This is a genomic window from Brevundimonas sp. SS2672, assembly GCF_059579685.1.
Genome location: NZ_CM184201.1, coordinates 1135047 through 1152837, shown reverse-complemented (window position 1 = coordinate 1152837; position 17791 = coordinate 1135047). Strand labels below are relative to the sequence as shown.

General features: G+C 67.9%; 19 protein-coding genes. 11 read left to right on the top strand and 8 right to left on the bottom strand.

The window, feature by feature from the left end:
- Positions 1 to 2: 2 nt before the first annotated feature.
- The 5 genes from AC52GN_RS05810 to AC52GN_RS05790 all read left to right on the top strand — a co-directional run bounded on the left by AC52GN_RS05810 (position 3) and on the right by AC52GN_RS05790 (position 5215).
- Positions 3 to 1139: an NAD-dependent epimerase/dehydratase family protein gene (locus AC52GN_RS05810; protein ID WP_338575644.1), complete on the top strand. Its 1137-nt coding sequence runs from the start codon at positions 3 to 5 to the stop codon at positions 1137 to 1139.
- A 92-nt stretch (positions 1140 to 1231) separates the two neighbouring features.
- Complete coding sequence (gene bcsS / locus AC52GN_RS05805; RefSeq protein WP_496528476.1) at positions 1232 to 1957, top strand: cellulose biosynthesis protein BcsS; 726 nt, start codon at positions 1232 to 1234, stop codon at positions 1955 to 1957.
- Between the two features lie 159 nt (positions 1958 to 2116).
- Positions 2117 to 3244, top strand: a complete 1128-nt coding sequence (locus AC52GN_RS05800) for an endo-1,4-beta-xylanase (RefSeq protein ID WP_496528475.1) — start codon at positions 2117 to 2119, stop codon at positions 3242 to 3244.
- Positions 3245 to 3338: 94 nt separating this feature from the next.
- Complete coding sequence (locus tag AC52GN_RS05795; RefSeq protein WP_312217760.1) at positions 3339 to 4841, top strand: sensor histidine kinase; 1503 nt, start codon at positions 3339 to 3341, stop codon at positions 4839 to 4841.
- Complete coding sequence (locus AC52GN_RS05790; RefSeq protein WP_291781981.1) at positions 4838 to 5215, top strand: response regulator; 378 nt, start codon at positions 4838 to 4840, stop codon at positions 5213 to 5215. The genes AC52GN_RS05795 and AC52GN_RS05790 overlap by 4 nt, the downstream gene beginning before the upstream one ends.
- Positions 5216 to 5227: 12 nt before the next feature.
- On the opposite strand, the gene AC52GN_RS05785 is transcribed toward AC52GN_RS05790, so the two are convergent.
- From AC52GN_RS05785 to kdsA, 4 genes are read right to left on the bottom strand one after another with little or no spacing between them, the layout of a single operon-like run.
- Positions 5228 to 6325 carry a DUF3089 domain-containing protein gene (locus tag AC52GN_RS05785; protein WP_496528474.1) on the bottom strand — a complete coding sequence of 366 codons (1098 nt, stop codon included), beginning with the start codon at positions 6323 to 6325 and terminating at the stop codon, positions 5228 to 5230.
- Entirely contained in the window at positions 6325 to 7326 is a 1002-nt protein-coding gene (gene rfaD / locus AC52GN_RS05780) for an ADP-glyceromanno-heptose 6-epimerase (RefSeq protein WP_496528473.1), read from the bottom strand. Before rfaD ends, AC52GN_RS05785 begins: the two co-directional genes overlap by 1 nt.
- On the bottom strand, positions 7323 to 8783 hold the full coding sequence (rfaE2, locus tag AC52GN_RS05775; RefSeq protein WP_496528472.1) for a D-glycero-beta-D-manno-heptose 1-phosphate adenylyltransferase: 1461 nt from the start codon (positions 8781 to 8783) through the stop codon (positions 7323 to 7325). Before rfaE2 ends, rfaD begins: the two co-directional genes overlap by 4 nt.
- Positions 8784 to 8801: 18 nt before the next feature.
- Complete coding sequence (gene kdsA / locus AC52GN_RS05770) at positions 8802 to 9704, bottom strand: 3-deoxy-8-phosphooctulonate synthase (RefSeq protein ID WP_496528471.1); 903 nt, start codon at positions 9702 to 9704, stop codon at positions 8802 to 8804.
- 124 nt (positions 9705 to 9828) lie between these two features.
- Here kdsA and sseA point away from each other — a divergent pair, with 124 nt between their 5' ends.
- A complete protein-coding gene (gene sseA, locus AC52GN_RS05765; RefSeq protein ID WP_496528470.1) occupies positions 9829 to 10674 on the top strand; it encodes a 3-mercaptopyruvate sulfurtransferase in 846 nt (281 codons plus the stop codon).
- On the opposite strand, the gene AC52GN_RS05760 is transcribed toward sseA, so the two are convergent.
- The gene (locus tag AC52GN_RS05760; RefSeq protein WP_338575658.1) at positions 10675 to 11619 is read right to left on the bottom strand and encodes a DMT family transporter; all 945 of its coding nucleotides are present in this window, start codon (positions 11617 to 11619) and stop codon (positions 10675 to 10677) included.
- A gap of 128 nt (positions 11620 to 11747) precedes the next feature.
- On the opposite strand from AC52GN_RS05760, the gene AC52GN_RS05755 reads away from it, so the two are divergent.
- The 3 genes from AC52GN_RS05755 to AC52GN_RS05745 are packed head-to-tail and all read left to right on the top strand — an operon-like array spanning position 11748 to position 13132.
- Positions 11748 to 12164, top strand: a complete 417-nt coding sequence (locus AC52GN_RS05755; protein ID WP_496528469.1) for a YbaY family lipoprotein — start codon at positions 11748 to 11750, stop codon at positions 12162 to 12164.
- A gap of 3 nt (positions 12165 to 12167) precedes the next feature.
- Complete coding sequence (locus AC52GN_RS05750) at positions 12168 to 12407, top strand: ribbon-helix-helix domain-containing protein (protein WP_312217769.1); 240 nt, start codon at positions 12168 to 12170, stop codon at positions 12405 to 12407.
- Positions 12404 to 13132 carry an SIMPL domain-containing protein gene (locus tag AC52GN_RS05745; RefSeq protein WP_291781955.1) on the top strand — a complete coding sequence of 243 codons (729 nt, stop codon included), beginning with the start codon at positions 12404 to 12406 and terminating at the stop codon, positions 13130 to 13132. The genes AC52GN_RS05750 and AC52GN_RS05745 overlap by 4 nt, the downstream gene beginning before the upstream one ends.
- Positions 13133 to 13156: 24 nt before the next feature.
- Here AC52GN_RS05745 and AC52GN_RS05740 read toward each other — a convergent pair whose 3' ends face one another.
- From AC52GN_RS05740 to AC52GN_RS05730, 3 genes are read right to left on the bottom strand one after another with little or no spacing between them, the layout of a single operon-like run.
- Complete coding sequence (locus AC52GN_RS05740) at positions 13157 to 13504, bottom strand: DUF488 domain-containing protein (protein WP_496528468.1); 348 nt, start codon at positions 13502 to 13504, stop codon at positions 13157 to 13159.
- Between the two features lie 4 nt (positions 13505 to 13508).
- Positions 13509 to 13820 carry a hypothetical protein gene (locus AC52GN_RS05735; protein ID WP_496528467.1) on the bottom strand — a complete coding sequence of 104 codons (312 nt, stop codon included), beginning with the start codon at positions 13818 to 13820 and terminating at the stop codon, positions 13509 to 13511.
- Positions 13821 to 13829: 9 nt separating this feature from the next.
- On the bottom strand, positions 13830 to 14015 hold the full coding sequence (locus AC52GN_RS05730) for a hypothetical protein (RefSeq protein WP_496528466.1): 186 nt from the start codon (positions 14013 to 14015) through the stop codon (positions 13830 to 13832).
- A gap of 160 nt (positions 14016 to 14175) precedes the next feature.
- Between AC52GN_RS05730 and AC52GN_RS05725 the strand changes: the two genes are divergently transcribed.
- On the top strand, positions 14176 to 16524 hold the full coding sequence (locus AC52GN_RS05725) for an ATP-dependent helicase (protein ID WP_496528465.1): 2349 nt from the start codon (positions 14176 to 14178) through the stop codon (positions 16522 to 16524).
- On the top strand, positions 16521 to 17768 hold the full coding sequence (locus AC52GN_RS05720) for an O-antigen ligase family protein (protein ID WP_496528464.1): 1248 nt from the start codon (positions 16521 to 16523) through the stop codon (positions 17766 to 17768). The genes AC52GN_RS05725 and AC52GN_RS05720 overlap by 4 nt, the downstream gene beginning before the upstream one ends.
- Positions 17769 to 17791 lie beyond the last annotated feature (23 nt).

Here is a 17791-nt window from a genome sequence, read left to right as displayed (position 1 = left end):
TCATGCACAGGCACATTCTCATCACGGGCGGGGCGGGCTTCATCGGCTCGCACCTGGTCGACGCCATGCTGGCGCGGGGCTATCGGGTGACGGTCCTGGACAGTCTGTCGCCTCAGGTCCACGGCGACGCCGAACTGGATGCGGATGGGTGGCCCGTCTACCTCGACGCGCAGGCCCGCCGCATCAGGGGCGACCTGCTGGAAGACGGCGTGTTCGAGGCGGCGCTGGACGGGGTGACCCATCTGGCCCACCTCGCCGCCTCGGTCGGTGTGGGTCAGAGCATGACCAACATCGTCGACTACACCCGCAACAACGTCATGACGGCGGCCGTCATGCTGGAGACCCTGTCCCAGCGACCGCACACGGTGGAACGGATCGCCGTCGCCTCGTCCATGTCGATCTATGGCGAGGGTGATTACGTCCGCCCCTCGACCGGCGCCCATGTGACCGCCGACGTGCGTCCGCACGCTCAGTTGGAGGCGCGTCACTGGGACCTGATGGTCGACGGAGAGTCGCTGGAGCCCTGCCCCACGCCGGAGGAGAAGCTGCTGCAGCCCAACTCCATCTATGCGGTGAACAAGCGCGACCATGAGGAGATGTTCCTGTCGGTCGGCCGCGCCCTGCGCATCCCCACCGTGGCCCTGCGGCTGTTCAACGCCTATGGTTCGCGCCAGGCGCTGAGCAATCCCTATACGGGCGTGGCCGCCATCTTCATCTCGCGGCTGATGAACGACCAGCCGCCGCTGGTCTTCGAGGACGGGCGGCAGATGCGCGACTTCGTCCACGTGCAGGACGTGGCCGAAGCCTTCGCCACCGTGCTGGACGACGACCGCGAGATCTGGGACGTGTTCAACGTCGGCAGCGGCGCGCCCGTCTCGATCAATGAGATCGCCGGCGTCCTGGCCCGATTGCTGGGCAAGAACATCGCCCCGGAGGTGCTGAACCGCTACCGGGTCGGGGATATCCGCCACTGCTTCGGCGACATCTCCAAGATCGAGCGCACCTTCGGCTTCACCCCTCGGCGCTCCATGGACCAGGGCATGGAGGAGCTGATCGCCTGGGTGTCGCACGCCCGCGCGCCCATTGACCGCAGCGCTGAAAGTCTGGAACAACTCTCCAGGGGAAGATTGGTCGTATGACAGCATTCGCCCCCCTGTTCTGTATGCGTGAAGCGCCCGTCGCAGGCGTCGCCAGCATCTGGCGCGTTCGATACTTCGCAAGGAACTGACCCATGCCCCATCGTCGACGCCCGATGACTTCGCTGGCCGCCCTGACGGCCGCGGCCTTCGCCTGCGCGGCCGTCGCCTGGGTCGGCCCCGCCTCGGCGCAAAGCGACGTGACCATCTTCGCCGGCGGTCAGCTGGACGTCGCCGACAGCGCCTATGCCGGGGCGACGATCGGCCTGCCGGGCTCGGTCGACTCCAGGGGCTTTGCGGTGCGGGGCTCCGTCTACACCGGCAGCTATGACTACAACTCGGGCCCGAACGAGATCGACGCCGACTTCACCGGCGCCCAGGCGGAGCTGATCTATCGCTTCGGCGACGGGCCGACCTGGGGCAGCGTCGGCGTGGGCTATCGCTATGTCGATACGGACCTGAGCCCCGCCGATCCCGGCAACCGGCGCGACGGCGGCCAGGGCGGGGTCATCGTCTCCCTGGACGGCGGCCATGTCTCCGGCCCCTGGCGGGTCGACTGGTACGGCTCCTACGGCTTCGAGGTGGACGACTACAACGCCTTGGTCAGCCTGACCCATCAGGTCGGATCGTCCGGCCGGGTGCGCCTGGGCATGGAGGTCGCGGCCGAAGGCGACACCAACTACAACGCCTATCACGTGGGGCCCGTCGCCGGATTCAAACTGAATTATCGCTCAGAAATCCAAGTTTCTGTAGGCCTCAGCGACGGCGATGAACGAGATTCCCAGGCCTATCTACGGGTCGGTTTCTATCGAAGCTTCTAAGGCGGGTCGCAGTCCGGCGGGCGAATTGGGCCGCTCAGCTCATGGAAACACCGTTTTCACGCCCAACTTATTGTCCATGACGCCTCTTAAGATTGCGCCTTAACGAGAAGTTAAGCGTAGTCAGGCAACCTTCTCGCGTTCCTGAGGAGGTGCAGCCGGATGCTGCCGCGACCCACCAGACGCGTCTTCATCGGCGCCGCCGCGCTGGCGCCCGCCCTTGGTCTGGCCGCCTGGCGTCCGGTGCGCGAAGGCGCGCCGCTGGACCCTCCGCCCGTGAAGCTCCCCGCCCTCGCTGACGCCGCCAGGACCCAGGGCCGCTATTTCGGCGCCGCCGTCCGCGCCGAACAGCTTCGCCAAAGCGCCGAATTGCGCGGTGCGGTCCTGCGCGACTGCCAGGTGCTGACGCCTGAAATCCACCTGAAGTGGAACGCCCTGGAGTGGCGCAAGGGCGAGTTCAACTTCGCCCCCGTCGACGATCTGCTCGACTTCTCCCAGCGCCACGGGATGCAGGTTCGCGGCCACACCCTGCTGTGGGACCAGGGCACGCCCGACTGGGCCAGGCAGGAGATGCTGCGTCGTCGCGACTGGTCGCTGATGTCGGGCCATCTGGAGCGCGTCCTCAAACGATACGGCGAGCGCATCACCGAGTGGGACGTCATCAATGAACCGATCGACACCCAGGGCGGCGCGGGCGGCCTGAGGCGCAACGTCTTCCACCGCGCCTTCGGCCCGACCTATATCGAGCGCACCCTGGAAGAGGCCCGCGCCCTTGCGCCCCAGGCCCATCTGGTCGTCAACGACTACGGCTTTGAATACGACAATCCGGTGGATCAGGCCCGGCGCAAGGCCATCGTCGCCCTGGCGCGACGGCTGCGCGCCTCGGGGACGCCGCTGGACGGCGTCGGCGTGCAGGCGCACCTGGATCTGTCCAAGGGACCGCTGGCGGTCGAAGATCTGCGCGACATGACCCGGCAATTGGTCGACCTGGGGCTGGAGATCACCATCACCGAACTGGACGTCAAGGAAGCCGGCTTCCACGACGCGGCGGCCGCGCGGGATCAGAAGGTAGCCGATGAGACGCGCCGCTATCTGGAGACCATGCTGGTCTTCCCCCAGGTGCGAGGCGTCGTCACCTGGGGTCTGAGCGACCGCCATTCCTGGCTGTCCGAGCCGCCGCAACGTCAGTACGCGGACGCTCCGCCCAACCGCGGCCTGCCCTATGACATCGATTACCGGCCCAAGGCGATGCACCTGGCCCTATCCGAAGCGCTGCGCCTGAACGCCTAGACGGCAACCTTTACTTTTGCTGCATTTTCGCCCCAGAAACTGGCACCCTTTCCGCTGATCCTGCGTTAAGGAGTCAGTGAGAGGGGGATGGAGTTTGCGCAAGCTCGCCAAAACAATCGATCTGGTGGCGGCGTTCGACTCCTCTCCCAATCCCTACATGTTGCTGGATCGCGACCTTCGGTTCGCCGGAATGAACCAGGCCTATCTGGACATCACGCAACGCACGCGTGAAGCGTTGATCGGCCACCACGTCATGGAGATTTTCGCGCCGGGCGACGCCCCGGACAGCGAAGAGGAAGGCCGCCGCCTGCGCGCCTCCTTCGACAAGGTGCTGAGCACCGGGCAGCCGGATCACCTGGCCATCCTGCACTATCCCGTCCTGATCCCCGGTCCCGACGGCACGCCCGTCTTCGACGACCGGTTCTGGAGCTGCACCCACACGCCGATCAAGAATGAGGCCGGCGAGGTCACCCATATCCTGCAGCACACCAGCGATGTGACCGACCTGCTGCGCCTGCGTTACAAGATCGGAGAAGCAGAACCGACCTCCGCCCTGGACGCCATGGTCGGCGGCGAGGTGTTTCAGCGGGCCGTCAAGATCGAGGCCAACAACCAGCGCCTCGAAGCCGAACGCAAACAGCTGACCGACATGTTGATGAACGCGCCGGGCTTCGTCGCGGTGCTGAACGGTCCGGACCACATCATCCAGTTCTGCAACGACGCCTGCTACCGCCTGGTCAGCCACCGGGACATCCTGGGCCAGCCCGTCCGCGACGCCCTGCCCGAGCTGAGCGATCAGGGCCACCTCGACTTCCTCAACGACGTGTTCGAGACCGGCGAGCCGGTCTATGGCCGCCAGCGCGCCTTCGCCCTTCGGCACGCGCAGGACGGACCGCTGGACTACCGCTACATCGACTTCGCCTATCAGCCCATTCGCGACGACGCAGGCCACATCGTCGGCATCTTCGTCCAAGGCCACGACGTCACCGATGTGGTTCTGGCCGCCGAACGCCAGAAGCTGATGATCGACGAACTGAACCATCGGGTGAAGAACACCCTGGCCACCGTCCAGTCGATCGCCATGCAGACGGCGCGCACCCATGAGGACCCCAGTTCCTTCGCCGCCGCCTTCCAGTCCCGCATCCTGGCCTTGTCCCACACTCATGACCTGCTGACCCGCAGCCACTGGGAAGGCGCTGATCTGCGCGCGGTTCTGGAGCATGAGACCAAGGCGCACGGCCTGGGGCGGCTGACCCTGAACGGACCACACGTGGCCTTGTCACCCGCGCGCGCCTTGTCGCTGGGCATGGTCTTCCATGAGCTGGCCACCAACGCCGCCAAATACGGGGCCCTGGCCTGTGGCGACGGGCGCGTCATCGTCGACTGGCGCCTGGCCGACCAGAAATCGCCGCGCCTGGAGATCACCTGGCGCGAATTGGGCGGCGCGCCCATCCCTGAACCCGAACGACGCGGCTTCGGCACCCGCCTGATCGAGCGCAACGTGCGCCACGATCTGCACGGCACGGTCCAGCTCTCCTACCCGTCCCAAGGCTTCTGCGCCGAGATCAGCCTGCCTCTGGAAATGGAAATCGCATGACTGAAGCGCTGTCCGGCCGCCGCGTGCTGATCGTCGAGGACGAGTCCCTGGTCGCCATGCTGCTGGAGACCATCCTCAGCGACATGGGCTGCGCCGTCGTGGGTCCGGAATCGAACGTCGGCGACGGCCTGCGCGTCGTGGCCAGCGAGATCGATCTCGACGCCGCCCTGCTGGACGTCAATGTGGCCGGCCAGGAGGTGTTTCCCATCGCAGAGGCGCTGAAGGCGCGGGGGGTCCCCTTCGTCTTCTCGACCGGCTACGGCGAAAGCGGCCTGCCCGAGCACTGGCGCGGCAACCCCACGGTGCAGAAGCCTTTCACCGACGCCGCCATCCGCGACGCCCTGATGGCCGCGATGAACATGGGCATGGTCTGACGACCGGCAGGCTCAGTCTTGGGCGGCCTCCCAGGCCTTGAGGCGACGCATCACATCGGCCTCTATATCGGCGTAGAAGAGATTATAGGCGGGGATCTTGCGCTGATCGGCCCAGGATGCGGGCGTGCGGAAGGACTCTGACGTCAGGCGCGACCGCCACAGGATGCCGTTCCGGCACTCCGCCTCCACCAGACGGCGCTGAAGGGCGGGACGCGCGCCCCATTCCAGGTTGGTGGCGTTGGTGGCGCCCCGGCTCTCGCGCGCCTGCGAGATCGGGGCGTCGACTGAACCCGTCACCGGATTGACGCAGGCGATGGGCGTCTCCGCCGCCTCGATCAAGGCGCCGCGGTCGTTCCAGGTCAGGGCGCGACGAATGAGGCGTCTGGCCTCGCCCTCCGCATTCTCCTCGACCGAGCGCCACGACAGGGCGCAGCCGGTCTGGTCCGGCGTGCGGCACAGGGGCGTGTGGGTGAAACGCGCCGTCGGCGTCACGCCCTCGATCAGATAGGCGGCGACGAGACGCGTCTTGAGCGAAGGCGTCCTGGCCACGCGGTCGTGCAGCAGACGATCCAGAATGTCGGCGCCCTGCTCCACTCCGACGAGGACGATCGGCCCCTCCGGCCGCGCCGCCAGCCAACGATCGAAGGCAGCCTGAACATCCCCATAGGCGAAGGCCCGCGCCTCGCGCGCGTCCTCGCGCAGGGTCAGGCGGCTGTAGAGGCTGGCCTGACGATACAGGGGCGCGCTGACGTCGCCCGCCGAGGCGAACGGTCCGGCGTAGTTGGGCAGGACGACGCTGCGCAGCTTGTCCAGGGCGCGGCGGTCGTCGATGGCCCCGTTCCAGTCGCTGCCGCCGTCGTAGGTGGTGGAATGGATGAAGAAGACGTGGGCGGGGCCCGCGCCCGGCGCGCGCGCGTTCAGCAGGGCCCAGGCGTCCTCGGAGGCGTAGTCCGGCACCGCCGGCGGCTTATAGGTCTGGAACGGGATCTGCGGGTCCAGCCCGGCACGCAGGATGTCCCCCCGCCAGACAGCCACCGCCGCCGTCAGCAGCAGGACGAGCGCGAAGCCCGCATAGCCGACCCACTGTCGAAAGGTCAGCTTCGGCCACATCAGCGATACGGGTCCGGCTGGGCCAGGAAGTCCTGGACATAGCGGCGCACGCCTTCTTCCAGCGGGGTCGACTGGCCGCCGTAACCGAGGGCGCGGATGCGATCCATGCTGGCCTCGGTGAAGTACTGATAGCGGTCTCGGATCGCCTCGGGCATGTCGATATAGGCGATGGACGGCTCCTTGCCCGCCGCCGCGAAAGTGGCCCGCGCCAGATCGGCGAAGGAGCGCGCCTGCCCCGATCCGGCGTTGAACACGCCCGAGATGTCCTCGCGCTCAAGCAGCCACAGGATGATGCCGACCACGTCGTCGACGAAGACGAAGTCGCGCAGCTGGCCGCCGTCGGGGTAGTTCGGGTTGTGCGAGCGGAACAGGCTGACCGTCTCGCCCGCCTGAACCTTGGGCCAGATCTGGGCGACGACCGACTTCATCCCGCCCTTGTGGCCCTCGTTCGGGCCATAGACGTTGAAGAACTTCAGCCCGGCCCATTGAGGCGGCGCCTCGTCGCGATCGGCCTGACGCACGGCATACTGGTCGAACAGATATTTCGAATACCCATAGGCGTTTAGCGGGCGCAGCGCATTCAGGCTCTCAGGATCGTCGCGATCCTCGAAGCCAGCCTCGCCGTCGCCGTAGGTGGCGGCCGACGAAGCGTAGATCATCCGCACGTTACGCACCGCGCACCAGTCCCAGATATCACGCGACAGGCTGAAGTTGGTGCGCAGGATCAGGTCGGCGTCCGGCTCCGTCGTCGAGGAGATGGCGCCCATGTGGATCACCGCCTCGATGCGGTCGGCGTGACGCTCCAGCTGGTCGAACAGCTCTTCGGGCGCCCACAGATCGGCGATGGGGTGTTTGGCGATGTTCTTCCACTTGGCGAGATCGGCCGTCTCCAGCCGGTCGCAGACGACCACGTCCCAGGCGCCGCTCTCGCACAGGCGGGCGACGATGTTGGAGCCGATGAAGCCCGCGCCGCCGGTGACGACGATCATTCTGGGCGTCATGCTGTCTCTCCCGTCATCTTCTCGATGGTCTTCGTGGTGGAATAGCCGTCGGCGAAGTCGGCCAGACGGACTTCGCCGCCCCAGCTTTCGACCTCAGCGGCGCCGACCACCTTGTCCTTGGTGTAGTCCGAGCCCTTGATCAGCACGTCCGGCTTCAGCCGCTCGATCAGGGCGATGGGGGTCGGGTCGTCGAAGGCGGTGACGCGATCGACGCTGGCCAGACCGCCGATGACGGCGGCGCGGCTGTCCAGATCATTGACGGGGCGGCCCTCGCCCTTCAGGCGGCGCACCGAGGCGTCGGTGTTCAGCGCCACCACCAGCCGGTCGCACCAGCTGCGCGCCTGGGCCAGATAGGCGACGTGACCGCGGTGAAGGATGTCGAAGCAGCCGTTGGTGAAACCGACCTTCAGGCCCTGACGCTTCCACGCCTCGACCTGATCGGCCAGTTCGTCCAGCGGCGTGACCTTGGACTGGGCCAGGGCCGCGTGCTGGCTCATCTCGGCCTCAATCAGTTCGGCGGGGGTGACGACGGCGGTGCCGCTCTTGCCCACCACGACGCCCGACGCGAGGATGGCGAACTGCACCGCCTGCTCCAGCGTCGCGCCCGCGCCCAGCGCCAGGCCAAGGGCGGCGAGGCAGGTGTCGCCGGCGCCTGATACGTCGAACACTTCGCGCGCCCGGCCGGGGAAGTGGGTGACGCCGCCACCGCGTCGCGCCAGCGTCATGCCCTTGCCCGCGCGGGTGACGATGACGGCCTTGGCGGTCGTCGAGGCCAGCAGGGCGGCCAGCGCCGCCTCAACCTGTTCGTCGGTCTCGGTCGGCAGGCCGGTGGCGCCCGCCAGTTCGCTGGCGTTCGGCTTGATGACGTCGACCGCGCCATAGCGGGCGAAGTCGCGGCCCTTGGGATCGACGATGACCGGCGCGCCATATTCGGCCCCGGCCCACAGCGCCGCCTGAACGGCGCCGTCATCCACCACGCCCTTGGCGTAGTCGGACAGCAGGATGGCGCCCGCGCCCCGGAACACCGCCTTGTCGGCATAGCCGGAATGGGTCGCGGCCTCGTCGTCCAGACGCAGCAGTTGCTGGCCGGCGGCGACGAAGCGCGTCTTGACGATGGTGGCGGCGCCTGCGGGCCGGATCAGGGCGTCCTCGATCCGGTCTTCGGCGGCGATCAGATCGGCCAGTTTTGCGCCTGCCGCATCATTGCCCGCCACGGCCCCCAGACGGGCCTGACCGCCCAGAGCCGCGACGTTGCGGGCGACGTTGCCGACGCCGCCGGGCATGGCCACGGTGCGGCGCGCGCGCAGGACGGGGATCGGCGCCTCGGGCGAGATGCGGTTGACCTCGCCATAGACATAGCGATCCAGCATGAGATCGCCGACGCAGGCGACCTTCAGGTCGCGCACGCGCTCCAGCAAGGACTGCAGGGCGCCGAGATCGAGAGAACGTTCAGCCATGACGCCGAACTAGCGGATTCACGCCGCCTTCGCCATCGGCCCCTTGTGACCCAGCTTGATGGCCAGGTCGTCGAAGGCGATCAGTTCGGCGGCCAGGGCCTCGAACTGGTTCAGCGGCACCATGTTGGGGCCGTCCGAGGGAGCGTTGTCCGGGTCTTCGTGCGTCTCCATGAAGACGGCGTCGACGCCGACCGAGACGGCGGCGCGGGCCAGAACCGGCACGAACTCGCGCTGGCCGCCCGAAGACGTGCCCTGCCCGCCCGGCTGCTGGACGCTGTGGGTCGCATCGAAGACGACGGGGCAGCCGATCTCGCGCAGGATCGGCAGGGCGCGCATGTCGCTGACCAGGGTGTTGTAGCCGAAGCTGGCGCCGCGCTCGCAGGCCATGACGTTGGGATTGCCCGCGCCCGTGACCTTGGCGATGACGTTCTTCATGTCCCAGGGAGCCAGGAACTGACCCTTCTTGATGTTGATCGCCTTGCCCGTGGCGGCGGCGGCCAGCAGCAGATCGGTCTGGCGGGACAGGAAGGCCGGGATCTGCAGCACGTCCACGACCTCGCCGACCGGGCCGCACTGGGCCTCGGAGTGGACGTCGGTCAGGGTCGGCAGGCCGGTGACTTCACGGATCTCGGCGAAGATCGGCAGGGCGTCCTTCAGGCCGATGCCGCGCGCGGCGCTGGCGCTGGTGCGGTTCGCCTTGTCGAAGCTGGTCTTGTAGATGATGCCGAGGTTCAGCCGCTCGCCGATCTCCTTCAGCGCATGGGCGGTCTCCAGCGCATGCTGGCGGCTTTCCATCTGGCACGGGCCGGCGATGAAGACGATGCGGGCGCCGCCGCCGATGACGACGGGTTTCTTGAGGCCTTCGGACAGGGTGATGACGGCGTTCGGAGAGGTCACGGCGGCGCTTTCAACTGGTTTCAACGGCGGTTCGCGGGCCTATGCCGCGACTTTGCGTCGGACAGGTGGCGTCGCGGATGCGATTTCGCAACTTACCGAGCGACTCAGGCCCTGACCACCAGCCGCGCGATCATGGTAATCTGATTGCATGAGCACGACCGACACGCCCCTGATCTCAACCGAAGCGCTGGCGTCGCGGCTGGGTGCGCCGGACCTGAGGATCATTGACGCCAGCTGGTGGCTGGACGGGCGTGACGCGCGAGCGGATTTCGAGCGCGAGCGGCTGCCCGGCGCCGTCTTCTTCGATCTCGACGCCGTGTCGGATCGGGAAAGCCCCTATCCGCACATGCTGCCGTCGCCCCAGACCTTCGCCGAGGCGATGGGCGCGATGGGCGTCGAGGCGACGGACGACATCGTCGTCTATGACGCGCAGGGGCTGTTCTCGGCGGCGCGGGTCTGGTGGACGCTGCGGACGATGGGCGCGCGGCGCGTGCGCGTACTGGACGGCGGTCTGCCCAAGTGGAAGGTCGAGGGGCGGCCTCTGGAGGGCGGAGTTCCCGCCGCGCCAGGCGCCGCTCGCTTCGAAACGCGGTTCGACGCCGACGCCGTGGCGGATTTCAATCAGGTCGGGGCCGCGCCGGCGGACGGCCTTCAGGTGGTCGATGCGCGCGGCGCCGCTCGGTTCCGAGGCGAAGCGGCCGAGCCGCGTCCTGGCGTGCGCGCAGGTCATATGCCGGGGGCGCTGAACCTGCCCTTCTCCAACCTGCTGAACACGGACGGGACATTGAAACAGGGCGCGGCGCTGGAAGAGGCCTTTCGCGCGGCGGGCGTCGATCTGGAGCGGCCCGTCATCACCAGTTGCGGCTCAGGCGTGACGGCGGCGATCCTGACGCTGGGGCTGGCCGTGCTGGGGCGGCCGTCGCGCCTCTATGACGGGTCGTGGGCTGAATGGGGCGCCCGGCCGGATGCGCCGATCGCGACCGGCGCCGCCTGATCAGGCCGCCGAACGCTTGGGCGCGCGGATCAGGAACACCTGTCCGGCCAGAACCAGGGCCAGGCCGAGCAAGGCCAGCAGGCCGAAGCGCGCCCCTTCGAACATCACCGACACCAGCATGGCGATCGGCGGCGTCAGGGCCGAGATGTAGCTGGCGGTCGCATACCCCCTCGCCCGCGCGATGGTGAAATACAGGCCGAAGGCGACGACCGAGCCGAACACCGCCAGATACAGCAGGGAAATCACATAGGCCGGGCTCCACGCCACCGACCAGGATACGCCCGTGACCAGGGCGTAGAGCGCCAGCGTCCCCGTGCCGTAGGCCATGGCCCAGGCGGTGGACGGCAGGACGCCCGAGCCGGCCTGCTGTCCCCTCCAGGCGAACCAGTTGCCGAACGCAGAGGCGACGACGGCGATCACGGCGAAGCTGACGCCGGCCACGGCGTGGACGCCCAGCCCCGCACCCATCACCTCGCCCGCCGACAGGACGCCGACGCCGACCACGCCCAGCCCCGCGCCCAGCCAGGCGGCCGGCGCCGCCTTCTGCTTCGACGCCACGCGAAACAGGATCAGGTTGAGGAAGGCCAGGGCGGCGAAGATCACCGCCACCACGGCCGAGGCGATCTTCTCCTCCGAGGCGTAGACGAAGGCGTAGCTGATGGCGAAGGAGAACAGCCCCTGTCCCAGCGCCGCCAGATGCTGCCCTCGCGTCAGCGCCAGCCGCCCGCCCGTCGCCTTGACGATCAAGGCCAGCAAGGTCGAGGCGATGCCGAAGCGCAGCACCACCGACACCACCGGATCGACGGCCCCCAGCTGGAAGGTGATGGCGTACCAGGTCGTGCCCCAGATCAGGGCGCAGACCCCGACCCCGCCGAAGGCCAACAGGGCCGGCGACGACAGGCGTGAAGGCGGAGTTTCGGAATGGGGAGCTTCTGACTGGGACACGCCGGCGACTCGATCGAAACGAAACGGGAACTTCCGATAGCACCGCTTCCTATCCCGCGTCTCTCAAACTGTTGCAGCCTTATGCGACGCTGGCGCGTTCTGTTAAGCTGCTCTCAAAGGAGACGCCGATGCGCCTGTTCCTCGCCCCTCTCGTCCTGGCCCCGGCCCTTCTGGCCGCCGCCTGCTCGTCCATGCCCCAGAGCCCCGCAGCCTCCACCCAGGTGCAGATCACGGCGACCTATCGCGAGCGCATCATGCTGCCGCCGGGCCATGTTCTGACCGTCAAGGTCGAGGACGTCAGCCGCGCCGACGCCCCCGCTCGTGTCCTGGCGGAGACGACCCAGCGCCTGGACGGCCGCGGCCCGCCCTACGCCGTCACCCTTTCGGTGCCGAACGACAGGATCGACAGCCGCATGGAGTACGCCGCCCGCGCCGAAATCCGCGATCCGTCGGGCGCCCTGCGCTTCACCACCGACACGCGCCATTCGGTCCTGACGCGCGGGGCGCCGAACAGCGTCGAGATCGTGATGGTGGGCGTACGCTAGACCTTGAGCAGTCTCGTCAAGCGATCGGTGCTGCTGTCCGGCCACGCCACCTCGGTGGCGCTGGAGCCTGAATTCTGGGCCGTGCTGGATATCATCGCGGGCGAACTGGCGCTGAGCCGATCCAGCCTGCTGATCCGCATCGACGCCTGGCGGGGCCGCCGCCCCCTGGCCTCCGCCTGCCGCATCCTGGCCCTGCAGTGGGTCGGCGGCGACCGCAGCTTCGCAGAAGAGAAGACCTCATGAGCGCTGACATCGACAGGAACCGCCTCATCCCCGCCGCCGTCTTCGGCGGACTGGTGGCCATCGGACTGATCGGCGGCGGCGCCCTGATCGGCCAGGGCGTGGTCAACGCCCGCGCGGGGGACCGCTCCGTCACCGTGCGCGGTCTGGCGGAAAAGGACGTGAAGGCCGACCTGGCCGTCCTGCCGATCCGCTTCACCGCCTCGGGCGACGTGCTGTCGGAGGTGCAGGCGCGGATCGACGGCGACCTGGCCATCGTGCGGCAGTTCCTGAAGGCCCAAGGCTATCCCGACGACGCGGTGGACCTGGGCCAGTTGGGCGTGGCTGACACCCGCTCTCGCGAGTACGCCAGCCAGACCGGCGGGCCGCGCTTCATCCTGACCCAGACCGTCATCGTCCGCACCACGGATGTGGACCGGGTCCAGACCACCACGCGCAATCTGAACGATCTGGTGCGCCAGGGCGTGGTGCTGCAGGACTTCCAGGGCCCGTCCTACCTCTTCACCAAGCTCAACGACGTGCGGCCCGCCATGATCGCCGAGGCCACCGCCGCCGCCCGCACCGGCGCCGAACAGTTCGCCAAGGACTCCGGCGCGCCTCTGGGGCCGATCAAGACGGCGGGGCAAGGATCGTTCGAGATCCTGTCGCGCGACGGCGCCGGCGACGAGGCGAGCACGCCGAACAAGAAGGTTCGGGTCGTCACGACCATCAGCTATCGGCTGAAATAGGTCCGCGAAGGCCGGGATGAGCGGTTAGAGGTTGGCGAGATAATCCGCCAGCACCACGGCGTCGTTGTGCGCTTCGTCCCTCGCCCCATAAACCAGCGTCGCCGGACCGTCGGCGAGCGCGGCCTTCAACTCGGACACGGCGTCGCCGTTGGCCTTGAGCTCCGCGCGATAACGATGCTGGAACTCGGTCCATTTCTCGGGGTCATGGCCGAACCAGCGGCGCAGTTCGGTGCTGGGCGCGATCGCCTTGAGCCACAGGTCGACATGGGCCTTGTCCTTGCTCAGCCCCCGCGGCCACAGGCGATCGATCAGAATGCGCGTTCCGTCCGATTTCGACGGCGGCTCATAGACCCTCTTCAGCGCCGGCCTCATCGGCTCAGTCCTGAGAAGGCGGGGTCGCCACCTGCGGCGGTTCGCTCGGGCGGGGCAGTTCGGGCGGAGCCGGGCGGTCGGGCACCTCGGGAAGGCGCGGCGTCGGCACGGTGATGTCGACGTCCAGGTTGGGTCGCTCCGGTTCCGGAACGCGGCCGCTCCCGAAAACGAACCAGGCGATGATCGCCACCAGCACCACCAGGCCGCCGACGACGAAGGCCAGGCCGACGCCACCGCTCTTTCGCGGCGAAGGCGAAGAGGTGTTGATCGTGGTCTGATGCACCACCCGCTCGGGAGGAAGGTTCGGATCGGTCATGGCCTCGCCTCAGTTCCCGCCCGCCGCGGCCGGCGCCGAAACCTCAGGCAGCTTGACCTCGACATCGACGTTCTTGGTGTCCGGCGCCCCGCCTCGTCCCAGCAGGAACCAGGCCAGGATGGCCACCACCACGACCAGACCGCCGACGATGAAGGCGAGACCGGCGTTCCCGCCGCCGCTGGAGTTTTCCGCCATAAGGCATCCCTTCCCTTTGTTGGCCTGTCATCTGGGACAACGGCGCTCTGGCTGCACGGTTCCGGAAACAGCCCGTGCGATTAGGCCTGACTTTGGCCGCTGTGCTGCTTATGTTCTCCCTTCAGATTCCGACGGGGCGACCGCCCCAGACGCCGCCCGAGTGCTTGCCCCTGTGACCGACCTGCCCGCCCCCCGCATTTCCGACCTCGCCCGCGCCCAGGCCCCCCAAGGCGCGGCGAACGACTATCTGGCGGGCCTGAACCCCGAACAGCGCGAGGCGGTGGAGACGACCGAGGGGCCGGTGCTGGTGCTGGCGGGCGCGGGCACGGGCAAGACGCGCGTCCTGACCACACGACTGGCGCACATCCTGGCGACGGGCCGGGCCAAGCCGTGGGAGCTGCTGGTCGTCACCTTCACCAACAAGGCCGCGCGCGAGATGCGCGAGCGGATCGGCCATCTGATCGGCCCGTCGTCCGAAGGCTTACGCTGGCTGGGCACCTTCCACTCGGTCGCGGCGCAGATCCTGCGTCGCCATGCGGAACTGGTCGGGCTGAAGTCCAGCTTCACCATCCTCGACACCGACGATCAGGAACGGCTGCTGAAGCAGCTTCTGGAAGCGGCTGACATCGACACCAAGCGGTTCACGCCCAAGTCGCTGGCCCATATGATCGACCACTGGAAGAACCGCGGCTGGACGCCCGACAAGCTGCCGCCGGGCGAGGACTTCGCCAACGGCAAGGGCCCGGCGCTCTACGCCGCCTATCAGGCGCGGCTGGCGACGCTGAACGCCTGCGACTTCGGCGACCTGTTGCTGCATAACATCACCATCCTGTCGAAACATGCTGATCTGGCAGAGGAATATCGTCGCCGGTTCCGCTACATCCTGGTGGACGAGTACCAGGACACCAACGTCGCCCAGTATCTGTGGCTGCGGCTGCTGACCTCCTCGACCGGCAATGTCTGCTGCGTCGGCGACGACGATCAGTCGATCTATGGCTGGCGCGGCGCCGAGGTGGACAACATCCTGCGGTTCGAGCGTGACTTCCCCGGCGCCAAGGTCATCCGGCTGGAGCGCAACTACCGTTCGACCAAGCACATCCTGGGCGCGGCCTCGGCCCTGATCGCAGCCAATCAGGACCGATTGGGCAAGACCCTGTGGACCGAGGACGACAGCGGCGACAAGGTGCGCGTGCGTGGCGTCTGGGACGGCGAGGCCGAGGCCCGCCTGATCGCCGACGAGATCGAGACCGCGCGCAAGCAGGGCATGAATTACAAGGACATGGCCGTTCTTGTTCGCGCGTCATTCCAGATGCGGGCGTTTGAAGAACGCTTCCTGATGCTGGCCATTCCCTATGTCGTCATCGGCGGGCCGCGCTTCTTCGAGCGGGCGGAAATCCGCGACGCCCACGCTTACTTGCGGCTGATCCAGTCCGAGGACGACGATCTGGCGTTCGAGCGCATCGTCAACGTCCCCAAGCGCGGCATAGGCGACACCTCGGTCCAGAAGATCCTGCACATCGCGCGCGAGAACGGCGTCTCGGCCATGCAGGCGGTGCGCCACCTGATCACGACGGATGAGCTTCAGGCGCGCACCCGCACGCCGCTGGCCAACTTCGTGCGCGACCTGGACCGCTGGCGCGACCTGATGGCCATGGGCACGCCGCACTGGCAGGTGACGGAGACCCTGCTGGACGAGAGCGGATACACCGCCATGCAGAAGGCCGACCGCACCAGCGGCCAGACGCGGTTGGACAACCTCAAGGAACTGACCCAGTCGATGCAGTCGTTCGAGACGCTGCAGGCCTATCTGGAGCACGTTTCGCTGGTCATGGACCTGGAGCGCCGCGACGAGAACGCCGACGGATCGGGCTCGGTGCAGATCATGACGCTGCACGGCGCCAAGGGGCTGGAGTTCCCTCTGGTCTTCCTGCCGGGCTGGGAGGAAGGCGTCTTCCCCAGCCAGCGCAGCATCGACGAGAAGGGCGTGAAGGGCCTCGAGGAGGAACGCCGCCTGGCCTACGTCGGCGTCACCCGCGCCAAGCAGGACGCGCGCATCAGTTTCGCCGCCAACCGCATGGTCTATGGCCGCTGGACCTCGCAACTGCCCAGCCGCTTCGTCGATGAACTGCCGATCGACCACGTCGAGCCGCAGTCGGACACCGGCTATTACGGCGCCTCGACCGGCATGAAGGAGGCCAAGAGCCGCTGGGACGACGCCCCCTCCTTCGGCGGCGGCTATTCCAGTCCCGGTTGGAAGCGCGCCCAGACCTATACTGCGAACCAGACGCCCAAGCCCGCCTATGCCCGCCGCGCGGTGATCGAGGGCGAAGGCCGCCTAATCGCCACGGCCGATCCCAAGGCGGCGTCCGGCTGGGCGCGCGGCGACCGCGTATTCCACCAGAAGTTCGGTTACGGCCACGTCCGCGCGGTCGAGGGCAACAAGCTGGTCGTCGCCTTCGACAAGGCGGGCGAAAAGAAGGTCATCGACACCTTCGTGGAGAAGGCGTGACGGGGGCGGCCGCCCTTTCACGACGCGATCCCGACGCCCCCACCCTGTGGGAGCAGGCGGCGGTCGGTCTGATCCTGACCCTGCTGTCCGGCGCCCTTCTGGGTCCGATCTTCGCGCCGCAGCAGCAGGAAACGCCGGTGCTGCGGCTGATCTGGCCGCCGATCTATCTGGTGATCCTGGGTCTGATCGGATTTCGCGCACGCCGGATGGCGGCGGCCTGGCCTGCTTTCATCCCCCTGTTGCTGATGGTCGTCATGGCGCTGGCGTCCAGCCTGTGGTCCCAGGCCCCGGATGTGACCGAGCGGCGCGTGCTCGCCCTGGGACTGACCGGGATCTTCGCCGTCTATCTGGGCGCGGTCTTTCGCGGGATCGCCCTGCCCCGACTGCTGACCGCGACCTTCCTGACCCTGGGGATCGGCAGCCTGATCGCCGTCTTCATCTTTCCGGGGTTCGGCATCCACCATGAGGCCAACGCCGGCATGTGGCGAGGCGTCTGGTACGAGAAGAACCAACTGGGCATGGTCATGGCGGTCGGCCTGATCGGCGCCTCCGCCCTGCTGGCGGCGCAGACCGACGTGAAGGATCGTCGCCTGGCTCTGGCCGCCCTGGCGGTCTGCACCCTGGCCTTGCTGGGCTCTCAGTCCAAGACCGCCCTCGTCATGGCGGTGCTGGGCGGCGGTCTGGTGTTGCTTTGCCGGCTGGTGCGGCGTCTGGGGCCGGTGTTCGGCGTCATCGCCGTCTGGTGCATGGGCGTCGCCCTGGTCGGCGGTCTGTGGGCCTGGAGCGAGTTCTCCGTCGAGATTCTGGCCTTGTTCGGCAAGGACCCCAGCCTGACGGGCCGTACGGAAATCTGGGACGCCATCGGCCGCATGGCCGAGCGCAGGCCCTGGCTGGGTTACGGCTACAGCGCCTTCTGGCTGCCGCACTCGGAACCGATGGAGTGGATCCGCCATGAGACGGGGTGGCGCGTGCCTTCCGCCCACCAGGGCTGGCTGGACCTGCGCGCAGAGCTGGGCTGGGCCGGCGTCAGCCTGGTCGGCGTCGTCGTAGCCGTGACAGCGGCGGCCGTGCTCATGCGCCTGTCCAGCCTGGGGCGACGCGAGGGATACTGGAGCCTGGCCTGGCTGGCGGCCTTCCTGCTGCTGAGCCTGTCGGAAAGCGTGCTGATGCGGCATCAGGATCTGCCGTGGACCCTGTTCATGGCGCTGATGGCGCGTAATCTGATCCCGGACCGGGCGCCCTGACGCGGGCCTTGCCCCCGCCGTCT